The following is a 17,215-nucleotide window of genomic DNA, read 5'->3' as shown; positions in this document are numbered from 1 at the left end:
AAACTAATCTGTTTTATTGTTTGACTTAATTCTGAGTCAGATTAATATTTAGAATCCAACTTTCTTGTCGTTAAAAGCCAATTCTTCTTATAAAGAAGAAAATAGAACAAAGATTATAGACAAAAAAGACGACTACCAAATGGCACTCGTCTTTTTTGTCGTTATATTTCGTCTTTACTCTATTCTCTTTGTTCTATACTCTATTCTCTTAAAAAAAGAAAATAAAAAAGGCGGAATCACTTCCACCTTTTTTGCCCCAAATCTACCATAAACTTAACCTACTAATGTTATGGTTCTGTAAAGGTATGGCAGCTATTCGAATGAAAAAAACTTTCTAGACGAATGGCAAATATATCCGATAAAGTGAATGTAATGTCTTACTTTAGAAATACTTGAGTTTATTCCAATAAAAAAGGTGGAATTACTTCCACCCTTTTTGCCCCAAATCTACCATAAACTTAACCTACTAATGTTATGGTATTTCAAAAGTATTGTAGCTTTCCAATTTCACCAAACAAATAAGACGAACGGCAAAAAAAATCGATGAACTACACAATTTAACCTTTTGTTAGTATTTTATTAATACGCTCTCGCGTCTTTTCCTTCGTAAAAATTCATGAAAGCTCTATTAACCACACGGTTCCCACCAGGGGTCGGATAATCTCCTGTAAAGTACCAATCTCCTAAGTTTTTCGGACAAGCAATATGCAAATCTTCTACTTTTTGGAAAATAATTTTTACTTCAGCATTAATTTCAGGAGAGCTTAACATTTCAGCTATTTTATCTGAAATTTCTTCAGGAGTAAACTGGTCGTAAATTGCCGTAACGTAGTTTACAACATCCGTATCTACATAATTCTCCTGCGCTTTACATTTCGCATAAACCTCGTCAACAATATGATATAAATTTCTTTCTTTCAACAAAGCCAAAGCCGCTCTAAAAGCCACAAGACCTTCCAGTTTAGCCATATCGATTCCGTAACAGTCAGGATAACGAATTTGTGGTGCCGATGAAACGATTACGATACGTTTAGGCTTTAAACGATCCATCATCTTTATGATACTCATCTTTAAAGTAGTACCACGAACAATACTATCATCAATAATAACCAGATTGTCCGTTGGCTTAATCACTCCGTAAGTAACATCATACACGTGAGCAACTAAATCATCACGACTACTGTCTTCTGTAATAAAGGTTCTTAGTTTAGCATCTTTGATCGCCACTTTCTCTGTACGAATCTTTACAGCCAATAATTCCTGTAAAGTCTCAGCATTAAGCGTATTCCTGTTGGCTAAAATATAATTGTTTTTTCTTTGATTTAAAAAATCCTGAGCCGCTTCAACTAAACCATAAAAGGAGGTTTCAGCTGTATTTGGAATATAAGAAAACACCGTATTATCGGTATCACTGTCAATTGATTCCAAAACAGCAGGTAAAATTAATTTTCCTAAATTTTTACGTTCCTGATAAATTTCAGCGTCACTTCCTCTTGAGAAATAGATTCTTTCGAATGAACATGCTTTTTTAACGGTTGGTTCTAAAATTTGATTCATAGAAACTTTTCCGTTTTTCTTAATGATCAAAGCATTTCCCGGTTCGATTTCCTGCACACTTTCAAAAGGCACATTAAATACGGTTTGAATAACCGGTCTTTCAGAAGCCACAACTACCACTTCATCGTCCTGATAGTAATATGCCGGACGAATTCCTGCAGGATCTCTAAAAACAAAAGCATCACCATGACCTAATAATCCGGCCATTGCATATCCTCCGTCTAAGTTTTTAGCAGAACGGGCTAAAATTTTCGCAATATCCAATCGGTCTGCAATTACCGGAGAAGCCTCTCTCTTAGAATATCCTTCGAGTTTGCAATCCTGATAAAGCTGCATCACTTCTTTGTCTAAAAAGTGTCCGATTTTCTCCATTACAGTAACCGTGTCAGCCATTTCTTTCGGATGCTGACCCAATTCTACTAAATTTTCGAAAAGTTCTTTAACATTAGTCATGTTAAAGTTCCCTGCCAAAATTAAATTACGGTGCATCCAGTTGCTTTGACGCAGGAATGGATGTACACTTTCAATGCTATTCTTTCCGAAAGTTCCGTAGCGAACATGCCCCAGAAACAACTCTCCTATATAAGGTATGTTTGCTTTTTGTTTGGCAACATCGTCTGCATATTCCGGATGAGAACTCATCTCTTCATTAATACGCTCGTTGATTTGCTTGAAAACATCCTGAATGGGCTGTGAATGATTGGAACGAACTCTGCTGATATAACGTTCACCGGGAGCCACATCTAATTTAATGCTTGCAAAACCAGCTCCGTCTTGCCCACGGTTGTGCTGCTTTTCCATCATCAGGTACATTTTTTGTATCCCGTAAAAAGCGGTTCCGTATTTTTCTTTGTAATATTCAAGCGGTTTAAGAAGTCTAACCAAAGCTATACCACATTCGTGTTTTAAAGCGTCGCTCATTGTGTTGTGTATTTTGTGTTGTTGTAAGTTGTGTGTATAAACGTAATAAAAAAGCCCCGTTATTATTCGAGGCTTTTGGGCATTATATTTCTATGTCAAACTGAGTTAACGACTTAAACTGTTGTAATCGAATCGCTACTTCAGCTTTGCTTAAGCTCTCCATCCTTTCTGTTCCAAATTTCTCTACACAGAATGAAGCTAAATTCGAACCGTAGATGATCGCATTCTTCATATTGCCAAATGAAATGTTTTCACTTTGCGCAATGAATCCTGAGAAACCACCTGCGAAAGTGTCTCCTGCTCCTGTTGGATCAAAAACATCTTCTAATGGTAATGCCGGAGCAAAAAATACTTCTCTGTTGTGGAATAAAAGTGCACCGTGCTCTCCTTTTTTGATCACCACATATTTTGGTCCCAATTCCTGGATTTTCGCTGCAGCTTTTACTAATGAATATTCTCCTGAAAGCTGTCTTGCCTCTTCATCGTTGATCGTGATTACGTCAACACGTTTGATCACGTCTAATAATTCAGGTAAAGCACAGTCCATCCAGAAGTTCATAGTATCTAAAACTACTAATTTTGGTTTTTTCTCTAACTGATCCAAAACACTGCTTTGTACTAATGGGTGTAAGTTTCCTAACATCACCACATCGGCATCTTTATAGTTTTGAGGAACTTTTGGTTGAAAATCAGCCAAAACATTAAGTTCTGTTACTAAAGTATCTCTGGAATTTAGATCGTTGTGGTACAAACCGCTCCAAAAAAATGTTTTACCGCCTTTTACAATTTCGATACCTGAGATATCAATATTTTTTGAAGTCAATAAATCCAAATGTTCTTGAGGGAAATCGTCTCCAACTACAGAAACAATAGCCGATTGCAGGTTGAAAAAAGATGCTGATAAACCAATGTAAGTCGCAGCACCACCTAATATTTTATCTGTTTTTCCGAAAGGAGTTTCAATCGCGTCGAAAGCAACCGTTCCAACAATCAATAATTTATTCATTTTATGAATTTCGAATTAGGGTGCAAAGATACTTCATAAGTTACAATATTGCAACGGTTTAGGTTCTCAAAATTTTCATAAATAAACAAGAGTGTTTTTCAACACAAAACAATTGTAAATGAAATACTTACACCATAATATTTTAGGAAGTCAAAATATGTTTTACAGATTTAAAATACAAGATTTATTTTTACGAAATACTTTTGAAGCTTTTACTGATTTACAACGCTAAGACCAGTTTTATACCTGATATTTTTTATCAAAATAATTTTTCAAAACCCCAACCTGAATCAAAACCATAAAAGGAACCACTAAAATCGCATATAAAACATTTTTAGATAAATGTATTCCTGAAAACAGCGTCGAAATCTTATCCGCATATAATTTTCCAATTTCCAGATTATTGTCGGTTCCGCCAAAGAATACTGCGTAAACCATTAAAGCAATCAAACCTAAGCCAATCACAAACCAGATCGATTTAGAAATCAGAGGTTTATACACTTTGGCACCACTCTTTTCAGCTACCTGAATCTGAGCCATTATTTTTGAGGTAAAATCAATTGAAGGCGATTCCAAAGTGGTTTCGCTCATCATTTTATCAATAAGGTTTTCTATGTTTTTATCGCTCTCTTTCATCACATTACACTATTTCAGGTTCTAATTGCTTTTTTAAAATTACGGCTAATTTTTGTCGGCTTCTGTATAATTTCACCTTAACATTATTGGCTGTAATTCCCATAACTTTTCCAATTTCTTCTAAACTTTGATCTTCGAAATAAAATAAAGTCAATAAAAAATTTTCTTCTGCCGGCAGCAAATTCAAACAGTTCTGAATCGTTTGCTTTCGTTCTTTATCTTCTAAAGCACTCAAAGCATTGTCCATTGTCTTAATTAAATGTGCCGAAAATTCATCTATTGAAATATTCAGATCTTCTTTTTTATTTTTCTTCAAACGATCCAGACACGTATTATAAGCTACTTTGTAAACCCAGGTCGAAAATTTCGAATCTCCTTTAAATTTACTCAACGAATTATAAATTTTAATAAAAGTGTCCTGTGAAACTTCTTCAGCCTCTTCTCTGTTTTTAACCATCTGAAGCGCCAGAGTAAAGATCATATTCTTATAACGATCCACTAGCACGGCAAACGCATTGGTCTCACCCTGCAGAATTTTATCGATATAATGTTGATCCGGTATTGTACTCATATTATATAGGACGACAGTTTATTATTGCAGGTTACAAGAATTTTAAAATAAATCTCAAAAAATAAATTTCCAATCTCAAATTACAAAATCCAAGTTTCAGGTTTCAAGTTTCAAGTTCCAGGTTTCAAGTTCTAGGTTTCAAGTTCTAGGTTTCAAGTTCCAGGTTTCAAGTTCCAGGTTTCAAGTTTCAAGTTTCAAGTTCTAAAATCTGATTATTGAATACATTAGCGCTTTGTCAAAGTTTCGATATTCAAAATTAACTCATAATCAGCATGTTTTGGAATTTGGAATTTAAAAATTGAAATTTTTAACCAAAAGTTGTAACCTAAATTTTAAAGCTGTCGTCCTATGGAGTATCAATCAATTAAACAATAAAAAATATGGGACCAGAAATTTTAGTACCAATAAGCCTGTTTCTAATGATCTTCGGGATTATTTATCTTATTTATTCCACCAGAAACAGAGAGCGTTTAGCACTTATCGAAAAAGGCGTTGACGCCAGCATCTTTTTAAAAGGGAGTGGAAAAGGCGTTCCAACTTGGAAGGTTCTTGTTTTAAACCTGGCCTTTCTATTAATAGGAAGCGGGGTTGGGATTTTTGTTGCCTTACTGATTACAACTTATACTTCGCTGGAAGATTCAGCAGTATACCCGTCTATTATTTTTATTATGGCAGGAGTTGGTTTGCTTGCCGGATTCAGCAAAGCAAAAGACTTAGACAAAGAGTAAAAACATTAAACAGTACTTTAACAACAAAGATAACGCGTCGGAACAATTGTTTCCGACGCGTTATTTTTTATGATTTTGAACCTATGGTTTCGTAGTAAACGTCTACCGAAAGTTTTTTTTGCATCGATGCCATAACAGCCAACTCATCACAACGTTCGTTCTGTGGATGATTGTTATGCCCTTTAATCCATTTAAAATCGACCTGATGTTTACGGTAAATAATCAGGAAGCGTTTCCATAAATCCGGGTTTTTCTTACCGACATAGTTTTTTTTCTCCCAGCCAAAGACCCATTTCTTTACCACAGAATCGATAACATATTTAGAATCTGAAACTACCAGAACCTTCATATTGGGCTTTTTTAGCTTTTCAAGCCCCACAATTACAGCTAAAAGCTCCATTCGATTATTAGTAGTAAGACGAAACCCTTCATAGAATTCTTTCTTATGCGGAGTTCCAACCAATTCCATCACCACTCCGTACCCCCCGTTTCCGGGATTTCCTTTTGCAGCACCATCTGTATATATATGTACTTCGTGACTCATTTTTTTTTAGACTTCTTAGATATTAGATTTTTTAGATTGTTAGACTATTGGATTGTTAGATTGTCGGACTATTGGATTGTTAGACTTCCTTGATTTAGCAAAACCTAAAAAACATTAAGCATAAAAAAAAGAAATCTAAGAAGTCTAAAAATCCAGCAATCTAAGAAATCTAAGCTTCTAATAATCTGGAAATAATTTCCGGAAAATACTTTTGTTCGAGTTCATGAATCTTTTCAGCCACAGTTTCCGGGGTATCTTCTTCGGTTAAGGCCACACTTTTCTGAAAAATGATACCGCCTTCGTCATAGTTTTCATTTACAAAATGAATAGAGATTCCGGTTTCTTTTTCTTTATTATCCACTACAGCCCTGTGTATGTGCATTCCATACATTCCTTTGCCCCCGTAGTTAGGCAAAAGTGCAGGATGAATGTTTATTATTTGATCGGGATATTGTTCTATTATGTTCTCTGGAAATTTCAACAAGAAACCTGCAAGAACTATCAGATCCGGACCTATTTCTTGTATTTTTTGTAATACATTTCGCTCTAAAAGTTCGTTTTTGGAGAAGATTTCGACTGGAATTTGATGATTTTTTGCTCTTTCTATAACTTTTGCCGAAGCGTTATTTGTAAAAACCGAAACGACCTTTGCAATTTTCGTTCTCGCAAAATACTTTATAATGTTTTCAGCATTAGTTCCTGATCCTGAGGCAAAAACAATAATTTTTTTCATAATCCAATTTATTTTTAGACTGCAAAAAACGGAATAAAAATCGAAAATAAATAGTCTTAAAAAGCCTTTCTTGAAATTAATTTTATAAATTAGTGTTACATTTATAAACTAAATAGTTGTTTTAAAATAAAGTTTTTTATTTTTGCCAACAAATTAAATTCTAAAATTAAAGATTATGTCAGACATTGCATCAAGAGTAAAAGCGATTATCGTAGACAAATTAGGTGTTGACGAAAACGAAGTTGTAACAGAAGCAAGCTTCACTAATGATTTAGGAGCTGACTCATTAGACACTGTTGAGCTTATTATGGAATTCGAAAAAGAATTTGATATTCAAATTCCAGACGATCAAGCAGAAAACATTGCTACTGTTGGTCAAGCTATTTCTTATATCGAAGAAGCTAAAAAATAATAATACCACACCCGATTTCTAAAAATCCCCATTTTTTGAAATTCCAAACTCCAGTTATTGGTATTTGTTTTTTAAAATTTGAAATTTTTAAGGATCGGGTGTTATTATTTTTTCTCAAAATTAAATTTCGATTGATTTTCAATCAAAAAGATATATTTATATTGTAATGCCCATGGCTCTTAAGTAAACAGTACAGTTAAGAAAGCGTGGGTTTTATTTGTTTAAAGTACAAAATACATATTTATGGCATTAAGGCGAGTTGTTGTAACAGGATTAGGTGCACTTACTCCTATCGGGAATAATATCCAGGAATATTGGAATGCACTTGTGAATGGAGTTAGCGGAGCCGCTCCTATCACATATTATGATACAGAGAAGCATAAAACGAAATTTGCCTGTGAAGTAAAAAACTTCAATATTGAAGATTTTATGGATCGTAAAGAATCTCGTAGATTAGATAAATTCGCTCAATATGCAGTTGCTGCCAGCGATGAAGCTATTAAAGATGCCGGACTTACTAATGATAATATAGACAAAACAAGAGTTGGTGTTATCTGGGGAGCAGGAATTGGAGGTTTGGAAACTTTCCAGGAAGAAGTAATTTATTATGCTAAAGGAGACGGAACACCAAAATTCAATCCGTTTTTTATTCCTAAAATGATTGCCGATATAGCACCTGCACACATTTCGATGCGTAACGGATATATGGGACCAAATTATACCACTGTTTCTGCATGTGCCTCTTCTGCAAATGCTTTAATTGATGCTTTCAACTACATTCGTTTAGGAATGTGTGATGTTATTGTATCAGGTGGTTCAGAAGCTGCCATTACCATTGCTGGTATGGGAGGTTTTAACTCGATGCACGCTTTATCGACAAGAAACGAGAGCCCTGAAACAGCTTCAAGACCTTTTGACGGAACCAGAGATGGTTTTGTATTAGGAGAAGGAGCCGGAGCATTAGTTCTTGAAGATTACGAACATGCAAAAGCTAGAGGAGCAAAAATTTACTGCGAAATTGGTGGTGGCGGTATGTCATCTGATGCTTACCACTTAACAGCACCACATCCGGAAGGAATTGGGGTTATTGCAGTAATGAAAAACACTTTAAGAGATGCCGGAATGAATCCTGAAGATGTGGATCACATCAACACTCACGGAACTTCTACTCCTCTTGGAGACGTAGCGGAATTAAAAGCAATTAGTGCTGTTTTTGGAGATCATGCAAAAACAATCAATATTAACTCTACAAAATCAATGACAGGTCACTTACTGGGTGCTGCCGGAGCTATTGAAGCGATTGCTTCTATTCTGGCTATGCAACACGGAATTGTACCTCCAACGATTAATCATACTGTAGTGGATGAAAACATTGATCCTTCATTGAATCTTACCTTAAACAAACCTCAAAAAAGAGAGGTAAATGTTGCTATGAGTAACACTTTTGGTTTTGGTGGACACAATGCTTGCGTATTGTTTAAAAAATTAGTGGACTAATTTCTGCATATGAATATTATCAAAAAAATATTTTCTAAATCCCGTTCTCAAGAAGACGGGATTTTTTTTGACACTATTCAGAAAATACTTGGATTTCAGCCTGTTTCTATCGATTTTTATAAGAAAGCATTTACACATCGCTCTTCCAATAAATTAGACGAATCAGGACATCCGATTAATTACGAACGTTTGGAGTTTTTAGGAGACGCAATGTTAAGTGCCGTTATCGCAGCACATTTGTTTAATAAAGCCCCCAAAGGCGACGAAGGTTACCTTACCAAAATGCGTTCGAAAATTGTGAGCCGCGAACATTTGAATGAATTGGGCAAAGACCTCAATCTCGTTCGATTTGTAGAAAGCAAAGTTCCTATTCAGCATTTTGGCGAAAATATTCATGGTAATATTTTTGAATCCCTTATTGGAGCTATTTATCTGGATAAAGGATATTCGTTTTGCGAAAAATTTATTCAAAAAAGAGTGATCACTCCTTATGTCGATATAGCACGACTTGAAGGAAAAGTAATTAGCTATAAAAGTTTGGTTATCGAATGGTGTCAGAAAGAAAAAAGAATCTTTCATTACGACATTTTTGAAGATAACGGCATTGATGGCCAACGTTTGTTTGGCGTAAAATTAAGCATAGACGATAAAGTCATTGCAAGAGCAAGAGCAACCTCAAAAAAGAAAGCAGAAGAAAAAGCCTCACAAAGGGCATATTTTGCATTTCAGGAAAAAATAGACAAGAAATAGCTACAAAACACTTGTAACTATCTTAAAGCTATAACGTTTTCGTTTATAATTTAACAAAAACATACACTTCTTAACTATTGATGCTCCGTTAGAAATAGTATATTTACACTTTATTTTTCATGACATGGCTATTCATAGATTGGATTTAGACGAATTTGACGAAATTGATTATTATTTAATGGCAATTCACACTTCATTAGAAGATTACAGATTGGCCTATTTTATCAATAAAAACCTTCCGATAAACTTAAGTAAGAGCAAAAACGAGATCCATGCTCAGACTAAAGAAGGCGAGGCAAATTTTTCGAGATTTTATTATTATGACTCCGAAAAAGCAGTTTCATGGAATCTGATTCAGAATAAAAATGAGATCATTTCAGTGAGTAAAAATGATTCTCAAGATTTGTTTTCCAATGAAACAAGTGAGGTTTCAACAACAATTCATTTACTTCCTGAATTCAAAAAAGTAGATTTTTTCCTGAAAATTGACAATAGCGAAGAAGCTATTGACTTTTCAGAAATTCAACAACAATTAAACAAAATAGAAAGTATTGCAGCAATTTATGCTGTAGATACTGACAAGATAAAATCAAAAAACAATCTAATTTTTTAAAAAAAATGCTAAAAACAAACAAAAAAACCAAAATTGTTGCTACACTTGGGCCTGCATGTAGTACGAGGGAGATTATCAAGGATATGATCGAAGCAGGGGTTAATGTGTTTAGAATCAATTTTTCGCATGCTGATTACGAAGGAGTAAAAGATAAAATTAATATTATTAGAGGTCTTAATGAAGAGTTTGGTTACACTACTGCAATCTTAGGTGATTTACAGGGTCCAAAACTTAGAGTTGGGGTAATGGAGGAAGGAACAGTAGTAAATGACGGTGATGTTATTACTTTTACAACTGCTGAAGATATCATAGGAAACGCTCAGAAAGTGTTCATGAAATATCAAAATTTCCCAAATGATGTTAATCCGGGAGAACGTATTTTATTGGATGACGGTAAATTAATCTTCGAAATTCTTACCACAGACAAAAAAACAGAAGTTACCGCTAAAGTAATTCAGGGAGGAGAATTAAAATCTAAAAAAGGAGTTAATCTTCCAAATACTAAAATTTCTTTACCGGCTTTAACAGAAAAAGATATTGCTGATGCGATTTTCGCGATCGAACAAAAAGTAGACTGGATTGCACTTTCGTTTGTAAAAACACCTCGTGATTTACAAGATCTTCAAGAATTAATCGCCAAACATTCAGAACATAAAATTCCGATCGTAGCTAAAATTGAAATGCCGGAAGCTCTTGAGAACATGGATAAAATTGTAGCGTATTGTGATGCCTTAATGGTAGCCCGTGGAGATTTAGGGGTTGAACTTCCTGCTCACGAAGTACCATTGGTACAAAAAGACCTGATCCACAGAGCAAAAACGGCAAGAATTCCGGTTATCGTTGCAACACAAATGATGGAAACAATGATTACCAGTTTAACACCTACAAGAGCTGAAGTAAACGACGTTGCTAACTCGGTAATGGATGGAGCTGATGCCGTAATGTTGTCAGGTGAAACGGCTACAGGAAACTATCCGGTACAGGTTATCCAAAAAATGACACAAATTTGCGAGGCAGTTGAAGACTCTCCGCTTATTCAGGTTCCGCAAAACACACCACAAATTAAAACAAAACGTTTTGTTACTAAAACAGTTTGTCATCAGGCAGCTTTATTGGCTAATGAAATCAAAGCAAAAGCAATTTGTACTTTGACAAATAGTGGCTATACTGCTTTCCAAATTTCAGCCTGGAGACCATCTGCACATATTTTAGTATTTACTTCAAACAGAAGAATCTTAACACAATTGAATTTGTTATGGGGAGTAAGATCTTACTTCTATGACAAAGACGAAAGCACAGATGATACTGTAACTGATGTTAACGAAATCGCAAGAGAAAAAGGATATGTTGTAAAAGGAGATTATTTAATCAATCTTGCAGCAATGCCAATTAAAGAAAAAGGAATGGTAAACACCATGAGAGTTTCTGAAATAGAATAGTTTACTTTTTTAAGTTTACATAGAAAGCCATTCGATTATCGAATGGTTTTTTTTTATTCCTGTATTTTAGTACCGATTGTATGTTCAATATAGTCCAATTGCATTGTACTATTTTCCTATTACATCGGCATTATAGCAGAAAACATTGGGCTAAAACAGAAGTAAAATTGATATAATTCCCTCTTTTCATCAAAAGCAAAGACCTCGCACATTATGCTATTTAAATAAAATCGTTTATCTTTGATAGAGAAGCAATCAATTGAATTATAACAACTTACCACAAACGCCAATATTTATTTAATACAACTTTACCTATACTCAGGATTTAATCAATATTTTAATAATTTCTAATTTAACTAATTTAATCATTAATTTAAATACCAAAAGATGAATATTAAAAGAAAGAATCTTCGTATAATCCCATTGTTTTTATTGGGTTTACTGTACAGCTGCTCCCCAACTGTAAGAGTTACCACCGATTACGATCGCAGCACTAATTTCGGCGAGTATAAAACTTTTGCCGTTTACGACTTAAAAGAACAGGAAGGTCAGATTAGTCAATTAAACGTTGATCGTGTTACAAAAGCCATCCGCAGCGAAATGTTGAGTAAAGGTTTTACAGAAACTACAGCTAGCCCGGATCTAAAAATCAATGCCATATCAATCTTAAAAAACAAAACTGAGGTATCGGCAAACACTGACTTCTATGGTTATGGTGGCATGTATCGTCCGTATGGATATTGGGGTAGAGGTGCCATGATGGGAGGCGCCAATACCTTCGTCAACACCTATGATTATGTCGATGGCTCTCTAATCATCGATATTGTATCAACGAAAACAAAAAAACTGATATGGCAAGGAATAGGTAATGCTAAAATAGACAGCCAACCTAACAATCCGGAAGAGTTTATTGCATCATCTGTCAAAAAAATCCTGGCAGGATTTCCTCCCGGATTAACAAAAAAATAGGTTTGCAACTCCAAAAAGCAAGCACTAAAATACGCAACAGATCTGTTACCCCAGTATCGTAACCATAGCCGATCTAAGATGAAATTAAAAAAATTCCCGACTTAATCAGGTCGGGAATTTGTATTGCTGTATGAATACGTGAAATTAGCAACTAAAAATTATTTAATCCAGTAAGGCTTTATAATCTTACGCTCTTTATGGCACAATGCCAATAAGATAATAGTCGCAATAAGACAAAAGAATGTTGCCTGAATACTCCCTTCGGGACCAAATTCTCCTCCGGTTATCAATACTGAACCTTGTATTTTGCTCACGATTAAACTACTCGTTTTTTCGTTTCCAGATGTAATTGCCCCGTAAATGCCTGATTGTGTAAAATTCCAGGCAAAATGTAACGCAATCGGAAACCATAAACTACGACTGTAAATAAAAGCGGTGCCAAATAAAAAACCTGCCGTAGTTATGCATAAGCCCGAAAGAAAGCTACCGTGCGGATTTGCAAGATGAAAAACACCAAATAGTATGGAGGAAATTGTAAGCGAAATATAACTCCCCAGTTTTTCCTCCATAATTCTAAATATAATACCACGTACCAATATTTCTTCAATAATAGCAACAGTAAACATAATAGAAAACGGAATGAGGATAAACGAAACCGGGTTGATACTTACAACACTATAACTTCCGTTGAGATAAATCACCAAAATAGTGAGTGATTGTAAAGTAAAACCGATTGCAGTTCCAATAAACAGATTTCTTAAAAGCCCTTTTACTGCTAACTCTTTTATTGTTCTTTTATCATACTTTTTAAAAAAAAGGATATAACTAAAAATACATGATGCCGAAACAAAAAGCCCTTTTAAAAGATTTCGATACTCTTTATCGAGTGGAGTTAATGCCAGTAATTTTGCTGCTATTTGCTGACCAATAATAACAACTGCCATAAAAGTAAGTAAGGCAAGAATAATTTTGGTTATGGGAGAATTAAACGTTTTTTGTTTTAAAGTAAGCGTTTCCATTTTTATTTGGTTTAATGATTTATGATGTAGCAAAAGTAGCAGGCATCAAAACCAAAAAATAGAATGAAATTTGCCTTCGTTATAATTTTTGAAATTGTTTGGGTAAAAATCCGGTTTGATTTTTAAAGGTTCTAATAAAGTGACTTTGGTCTGCAAAACCACATTGAAAACCAATTTCGGTTAGATTCGTTTGATTAGATTGTATAAGCGAAAGCGAACGATCTATTTTAATTCGGCGCATATATTCTCCTAAAGTACAGCCAAAGTATTTAGGAAAATGTTTCGAAATCGTAATGGGGTTTAAATTTAAAATCTGTCCCAGATTGTGCAGACTTGGATTCTCGTTCCAGCAATCATTTAATAATTCGTTTAAGCTTTTTACCCAAAACGGACTTTTTTCAAATTGGTCCAAATGGTTATTATCTTTGGATAATTGAGCAAACAACATCGTAATGGTATCTCCGGAAAAAGCATCAGCAATCTGAGATTCTTTAAAAATCTTCAGGATTAAAAATTTAGACAGTGCCGTATTCTGAACTGATCTTTCGATAATAGCTTCTGTTAACTGAAGTTCTTTCAACAGATTTTCTTCAATTTCAATATTAATGTTTTTAGACGGAAACAGCGTCTCCTGATTCAGATGCAGTTCATCACTATGGTAAAACAATAACGATCCCGGGCCAACAATAGTACTGGAGTTTTTTCGCTTTTCGGCCGTTCCTCCTTTTAAAAAAAGAGTAATGTGCGCATTATTGTGCGAATGCCAGCCTTCGTAAACTTTACTTTTATATTCAGTTTCAACAACAGCAATCCCTTGCGTATTGCTAAAAATGTTTTTGGTGTTTCCCAGATATTTCTCTTTTTCGAGCTCGTACATTTTGTAATATAAAGTGTAATTACAAGAACCAAAATACTACATATTTTGGAGAAATAAATCGTCATTTGGATTTGTTTCTAAAATAGTCTCTCATTTTGCATTGTTTGTAGGTTTTTCTAGCTTAAAAAAAACATTTTGTAAAAATTAACGATTACAGGTTAGTTTTATTAGCTAAAATTTAATTGTTTTGTAACAAATTAGAAACACGAGAGACTAATTTATCAAAATCTTAAACATAAATTATGAATACATTTTCATTCAAATCAGTACTGGCAGCTTCTGTATTTTTTGTTGGGGCAACCGGATGTTTTGCACAGGACATTTTAGTGAATTCACTAAAACTGAATGCAAGCGAAAAAAGTAAAGAAAACTTTAAATTCACTGAAGTTATTAATCTTGGAACTACCTCAGTAAAAGCTCAGGGTTCATCAGGAACTTGCTGGAGTTATTCGACCAACTCTTTCTTAGAATCAGAAATGATTCGTTTAGGAAAACAACCGGTTGAATTGTCTCAGATTTTTTCGGCAAGAAACGTTTATGTTGAAAAAGGAATCAATTACGTACGTATGCACGGAGCGGTTAGCTTAGGCGACGGTGGTGCATTGCACGATGTAATTAATATGTACAAAAAATACGGAACCGTTCCGAGAGAAGTTTACACAGGATTAAACTACGGAACCGACAAAAATAAATTTGGTGAAATGGCCGCTCTTATCGAAGGCGTTTTGGCTGCTGTAGTGAAAAATCCAAACGGAGAATTAACGCCAAACTGGCAAAAAGCATACGCTGCTGTTATCGACTCTTATTTAGGAAAAACACCGGATAACTTTACTTACAAAGGAAAAAACTATACTCCGCAATCTTTTGCTAAAGAAGTAGTAGGAATTAATCCTGATGAGTATATCGAAATGTCATCTTTCACAACTTCTCCGTACTACCAAAAAACAACTATGATGGTACCGGACAACTGGTCATTTGATCAGGTTTACAACGTAAAAGTAAACGACATGACAGATGTTATCGACAATGCTTTGAAAAAAGGATACACGGTAGCATGGGCAACTGACGTAAGTGAGAAAAGCTTTAGCTGGAAAAATGGTGTAGCTTATGTAGCTACTAAAAAATTCGACGATATGACGGCTGAAGAAAAAGCTGACATGTTCAACGGACCAAAAGCGGAACCAGAGATTACTCCGGAAATGCGTCAAACAGCATTTGACAACTACACGACTACTGACGATCACGGAATGCACATCATTGGTTTAGCCAAAGATCAAACCGGAAAAGAATATTACATCGTTAAAAATTCATGGGGAGAAACAAACGACTACAAAGGTTTCTTGTTTGTAACTAAGAATTTTGTAAAATACAAAACAACTGCCTTAATGGTAAACAAAGGAGGAATTCCTTCTGATCTTGCTAAGAAATTAGGGGTTTAATTACCTTAGAGTTTTAAAAAATAAAGAAGCGCTGCAATGAAAATTGTGGCGCTTTTTTATTTTAACCGCAAAGAGCGCAAAGGTTGACGCAAGGAACGCAGAAACATCTTATCAGTAACCAATATCAAAATGCTGTGTCCAAATTAGCATTACAAAAATGGAACGCGGATTACGCAGATTCGTTTCACGAAAACGCTGACAAAAACGGATTTCTCAGAAGTTAACCAATAATAAAGAAATCCACGCTGATCCGTGTTTTCGCAAAGCGAATCCGTATAATCCGTGGGCTATTTTTTACCGCAAAGGGCGCAAAGGTATACGCAAGGAACTCAGAAACATCTTATCAGTAACCAATATCAAAATGCTGTATCCAAATTAGCATTACAAAAATGGAACGCGGATTACGCAGATTCGTTTCACAAAAACGCTGACAAAAACGGATTTCTCAGAAGTTAACCAATAATAAAAAAAATCCGTGCTAATCCGCGTTTTCGCAAAGCGAATCCGTACAATCCGCGGGCTATCTTTTTAACCGCAAAGACCGCAAAGGTATACGCAAGGAACTCAGAAACCTTTTATCGGTAACCAATAATAAAAATCCGCGCTGATCCGTACAATCCGTGAGCTATTTTTTAACCGCAAAGACCGCAAAGGTTTACGCAAGGAACGTTAAGCGCTATTTTTTGTCTAAATCAGGTATAAGTACTTGGATGAGTTGTTTTTAGTATCCATAAATTCGTCTTGCTTAAGCAATTAAGAGGCGTCTCCCGAAAAGCCTAAACAGAGTAGGACAATCAAATCAACTATTAAAACATGTCAACATCACAAGTAATTACAGTACCTATTACAGAGCAACAACATCTGCTATTTTTATTTCTTCCGTTAAAAAAAGGCCTTTTGGCAGAGGCTATAAAAGCTGCTCAGCTAATTAGAGAAGCTGCAGCTCCTGCAACAGCTCCAAGCGGAGATCTCCGTAAAACAACCGGTGTTCATTATTTTACAATTTATGCACAAGAAGACGGAAAACCTACTCCGGGAATTCCGGTTCCAGGATTTCAATCTTTTCCGGGAAAAGACGTAATGGTGGTAATGTCAATCTACGACGGACAATTTGATGCTTATATCAATGCTTTTTTTGAAATTGAAGCCGTTGTAAATGGCTTAAATGGTCTGTTGCATTTAATAGATGAAACAGGAATTCCTGGCGTCGACCCGGACGGACCAACCTCAGCAAAACATATCATAAAAAAGAAAGGAGTTAAAAAAAATGCAGCAGCATTCTTTTGTTTCCTGATGCGTTATAATTTTGGAGATCCTGTTTTTTCTGCCGGCGATAAAAACGGAAAATATACTTTTGGTACCAATTTCCCGGGTCTTACAGTCGCCAAGATTATTGATAAATATCCAAAAGCCAGCGAAATATGGCCACCGGCTCCAAGTGATGTCACTTATAGTTTCCCAAAAGCCCAAAAACCAGATTGCAAATAATTCCTAATCTTATTGT

Annotated in this window: 17 protein-coding genes; 9 read left to right on the top strand and 8 right to left on the bottom strand. The window is 35.0% G+C overall.

Going from position 1 to position 17,215, the window contains the following annotated elements; genetic code table 11:
- Positions 1 to 579: 579 nt before the first annotated feature.
- The 4 genes from LNQ34_RS08950 to LNQ34_RS08935 form a co-directional block, all read right to left on the bottom strand.
- Positions 580 to 2,478: an amidophosphoribosyltransferase gene (locus LNQ34_RS08950; RefSeq protein ID WP_017494536.1), complete on the bottom strand. Its 1,899-nt coding sequence runs from the start codon at positions 2,476 to 2,478 to the stop codon at positions 580 to 582.
- 82 nt (positions 2,479 to 2,560) lie between these two features.
- Positions 2,561 to 3,484: a PfkB family carbohydrate kinase gene (locus LNQ34_RS08945; protein ID WP_017494535.1), complete on the bottom strand. Its 924-nt coding sequence runs from the start codon at positions 3,482 to 3,484 to the stop codon at positions 2,561 to 2,563.
- Positions 3,485 to 3,724: 240 nt separating this feature from the next.
- Positions 3,725 to 4,120 carry a hypothetical protein gene (locus LNQ34_RS08940; RefSeq protein ID WP_229999335.1) on the bottom strand — a complete coding sequence of 132 codons (396 nt, stop codon included), beginning with the start codon at positions 4,118 to 4,120 and terminating at the stop codon, positions 3,725 to 3,727.
- 4 nt (positions 4,121 to 4,124) lie between these two features.
- Positions 4,125 to 4,691 (bottom strand): RNA polymerase sigma factor, encoded by a 567-nt coding sequence (locus LNQ34_RS08935; protein ID WP_202703534.1) that lies wholly within the window; start codon positions 4,689 to 4,691, stop codon positions 4,125 to 4,127.
- A 380-nt stretch (positions 4,692 to 5,071) separates the two neighbouring features.
- On the opposite strand from LNQ34_RS08935, the gene LNQ34_RS08930 reads away from it, so the two are divergent.
- Positions 5,072 to 5,419, top strand: coding sequence for a DUF6249 domain-containing protein (locus tag LNQ34_RS08930; RefSeq protein WP_026109770.1), 348 nt, complete (start codon positions 5,072 to 5,074; stop codon positions 5,417 to 5,419).
- 67 nt (positions 5,420 to 5,486) lie between these two features.
- Here the strand turns inward: LNQ34_RS08930 and rnhA are convergent, their stop codons facing one another.
- Both rnhA and purN read right to left on the bottom strand, forming a co-directional pair.
- Positions 5,487 to 5,963 carry a ribonuclease HI gene (rnhA, locus tag LNQ34_RS08925; protein WP_017496949.1) on the bottom strand — a complete coding sequence of 159 codons (477 nt, stop codon included), beginning with the start codon at positions 5,961 to 5,963 and terminating at the stop codon, positions 5,487 to 5,489.
- Between the two features lie 169 nt (positions 5,964 to 6,132).
- Positions 6,133 to 6,696 carry a phosphoribosylglycinamide formyltransferase gene (gene purN / locus LNQ34_RS08920; protein WP_017496948.1) on the bottom strand — a complete coding sequence of 188 codons (564 nt, stop codon included), beginning with the start codon at positions 6,694 to 6,696 and terminating at the stop codon, positions 6,133 to 6,135.
- Positions 6,697 to 6,871: 175 nt separating this feature from the next.
- Between purN and LNQ34_RS08915 the strand changes: the two genes are divergently transcribed.
- The 6 genes from LNQ34_RS08915 (at position 6,872) to LNQ34_RS08890 (ending at position 12,376) form a co-directional block, all read left to right on the top strand.
- The gene (locus tag LNQ34_RS08915) at positions 6,872 to 7,108 is read left to right on the top strand and encodes an acyl carrier protein (RefSeq protein WP_007137004.1); all 237 of its coding nucleotides are present in this window, start codon (positions 6,872 to 6,874) and stop codon (positions 7,106 to 7,108) included.
- A gap of 243 nt (positions 7,109 to 7,351) precedes the next feature.
- Positions 7,352 to 8,605, top strand: coding sequence for a beta-ketoacyl-ACP synthase II (fabF, locus tag LNQ34_RS08910; RefSeq protein WP_017496946.1), 1,254 nt, complete (start codon positions 7,352 to 7,354; stop codon positions 8,603 to 8,605).
- 9 nt (positions 8,606 to 8,614) lie between these two features.
- Positions 8,615 to 9,355 (top strand): ribonuclease III, encoded by a 741-nt coding sequence (gene rnc, locus LNQ34_RS08905; RefSeq protein ID WP_017496945.1) that lies wholly within the window; start codon positions 8,615 to 8,617, stop codon positions 9,353 to 9,355.
- Positions 9,356 to 9,479: 124 nt separating this feature from the next.
- Positions 9,480 to 9,968, top strand: coding sequence for an IPExxxVDY family protein (locus LNQ34_RS08900; RefSeq protein WP_202703536.1), 489 nt, complete (start codon positions 9,480 to 9,482; stop codon positions 9,966 to 9,968).
- A gap of 5 nt (positions 9,969 to 9,973) precedes the next feature.
- On the top strand, positions 9,974 to 11,407 hold the full coding sequence (pyk, locus tag LNQ34_RS08895) for a pyruvate kinase (RefSeq protein WP_202703537.1): 1,434 nt from the start codon (positions 9,974 to 9,976) through the stop codon (positions 11,405 to 11,407).
- Positions 11,408 to 11,794: 387 nt separating this feature from the next.
- Entirely contained in the window at positions 11,795 to 12,376 is a 582-nt protein-coding gene (locus LNQ34_RS08890) for a DUF4136 domain-containing protein (RefSeq protein WP_202703538.1), read from the top strand.
- A gap of 158 nt (positions 12,377 to 12,534) precedes the next feature.
- Here LNQ34_RS08890 and LNQ34_RS08885 read toward each other — a convergent pair whose 3' ends face one another.
- Positions 12,535 to 13,395 (bottom strand): CPBP family intramembrane glutamic endopeptidase, encoded by an 861-nt coding sequence (locus LNQ34_RS08885; protein WP_202703539.1) that lies wholly within the window; start codon positions 13,393 to 13,395, stop codon positions 12,535 to 12,537.
- Positions 13,396 to 13,474: 79 nt separating this feature from the next.
- A complete protein-coding gene (locus LNQ34_RS08880) occupies positions 13,475 to 14,272 on the bottom strand; it encodes an AraC family transcriptional regulator (RefSeq protein ID WP_229999332.1) in 798 nt (265 codons plus the stop codon).
- A 242-nt stretch (positions 14,273 to 14,514) separates the two neighbouring features.
- Here LNQ34_RS08880 and LNQ34_RS08875 point away from each other — a divergent pair, with 242 nt between their 5' ends.
- Together LNQ34_RS08875 and LNQ34_RS08870 are read left to right on the top strand one after the other, a co-directional pair.
- On the top strand, positions 14,515 to 15,711 hold the full coding sequence (locus LNQ34_RS08875; RefSeq protein ID WP_017496941.1) for a C1 family peptidase: 1,197 nt from the start codon (positions 14,515 to 14,517) through the stop codon (positions 15,709 to 15,711).
- 813 nt (positions 15,712 to 16,524) lie between these two features.
- Positions 16,525 to 17,199, top strand: coding sequence for a hypothetical protein (locus LNQ34_RS08870; protein WP_229999331.1), 675 nt, complete (start codon positions 16,525 to 16,527; stop codon positions 17,197 to 17,199).
- Positions 17,200 to 17,215: the final 16 nt, after the last annotated feature.

The organism is Flavobacterium lipolyticum (assembly GCF_020905335.1).
Classification (GTDB): domain Bacteria; phylum Bacteroidota; class Bacteroidia; order Flavobacteriales; family Flavobacteriaceae; genus Flavobacterium; species Flavobacterium lipolyticum.
This window is presented reverse-complemented; position numbering and strand designations above follow the sequence as displayed.

Coding starts and splice junctions, on each gene's coding strand:
- LNQ34_RS08870 (WP_229999331.1), top strand. CDS start 16,525: ATGTCAACATCACAAGTAATTACAGTACCTATTACAGAGCAACAACAT.
- LNQ34_RS08945 (WP_017494535.1), bottom strand. CDS start 3,484: ATGAATAAATTATTGATTGTTGGAACGGTTGCTTTCGACGCGATTGAA.
- rnhA (WP_017496949.1), bottom strand. CDS start 5,963: ATGAGTCACGAAGTACATATATATACAGATGGTGCTGCAAAAGGAAAT.
- LNQ34_RS08900 (WP_202703536.1), top strand. CDS start 9,480: ATGGCTATTCATAGATTGGATTTAGACGAATTTGACGAAATTGATTAT.
- LNQ34_RS08890 (WP_202703538.1), top strand. CDS start 11,795: ATGAATATTAAAAGAAAGAATCTTCGTATAATCCCATTGTTTTTATTG.
- LNQ34_RS08930 (WP_026109770.1), top strand. CDS start 5,072: ATGGGACCAGAAATTTTAGTACCAATAAGCCTGTTTCTAATGATCTTC.
- purN (WP_017496948.1), bottom strand. CDS start 6,696: ATGAAAAAAATTATTGTTTTTGCCTCAGGATCAGGAACTAATGCTGAA.
- LNQ34_RS08950 (WP_017494536.1), bottom strand. CDS start 2,478: ATGAGCGACGCTTTAAAACACGAATGTGGTATAGCTTTGGTTAGACTT.
- LNQ34_RS08875 (WP_017496941.1), top strand. CDS start 14,515: ATGAATACATTTTCATTCAAATCAGTACTGGCAGCTTCTGTATTTTTT.
- LNQ34_RS08885 (WP_202703539.1), bottom strand. CDS start 13,395: ATGGAAACGCTTACTTTAAAACAAAAAACGTTTAATTCTCCCATAACC.
- LNQ34_RS08880 (WP_229999332.1), bottom strand. CDS start 14,272: ATGTACGAGCTCGAAAAAGAGAAATATCTGGGAAACACCAAAAACATT.
- LNQ34_RS08940 (WP_229999335.1), bottom strand. CDS start 4,120: ATGAAAGAGAGCGATAAAAACATAGAAAACCTTATTGATAAAATGATG.
- pyk (WP_202703537.1), top strand. CDS start 9,974: ATGCTAAAAACAAACAAAAAAACCAAAATTGTTGCTACACTTGGGCCT.
- LNQ34_RS08915 (WP_007137004.1), top strand. CDS start 6,872: ATGTCAGACATTGCATCAAGAGTAAAAGCGATTATCGTAGACAAATTA.
- fabF (WP_017496946.1), top strand. CDS start 7,352: ATGGCATTAAGGCGAGTTGTTGTAACAGGATTAGGTGCACTTACTCCT.
- LNQ34_RS08935 (WP_202703534.1), bottom strand. CDS start 4,691: ATGAGTACAATACCGGATCAACATTATATCGATAAAATTCTGCAGGGT.
- rnc (WP_017496945.1), top strand. CDS start 8,615: ATGAATATTATCAAAAAAATATTTTCTAAATCCCGTTCTCAAGAAGAC.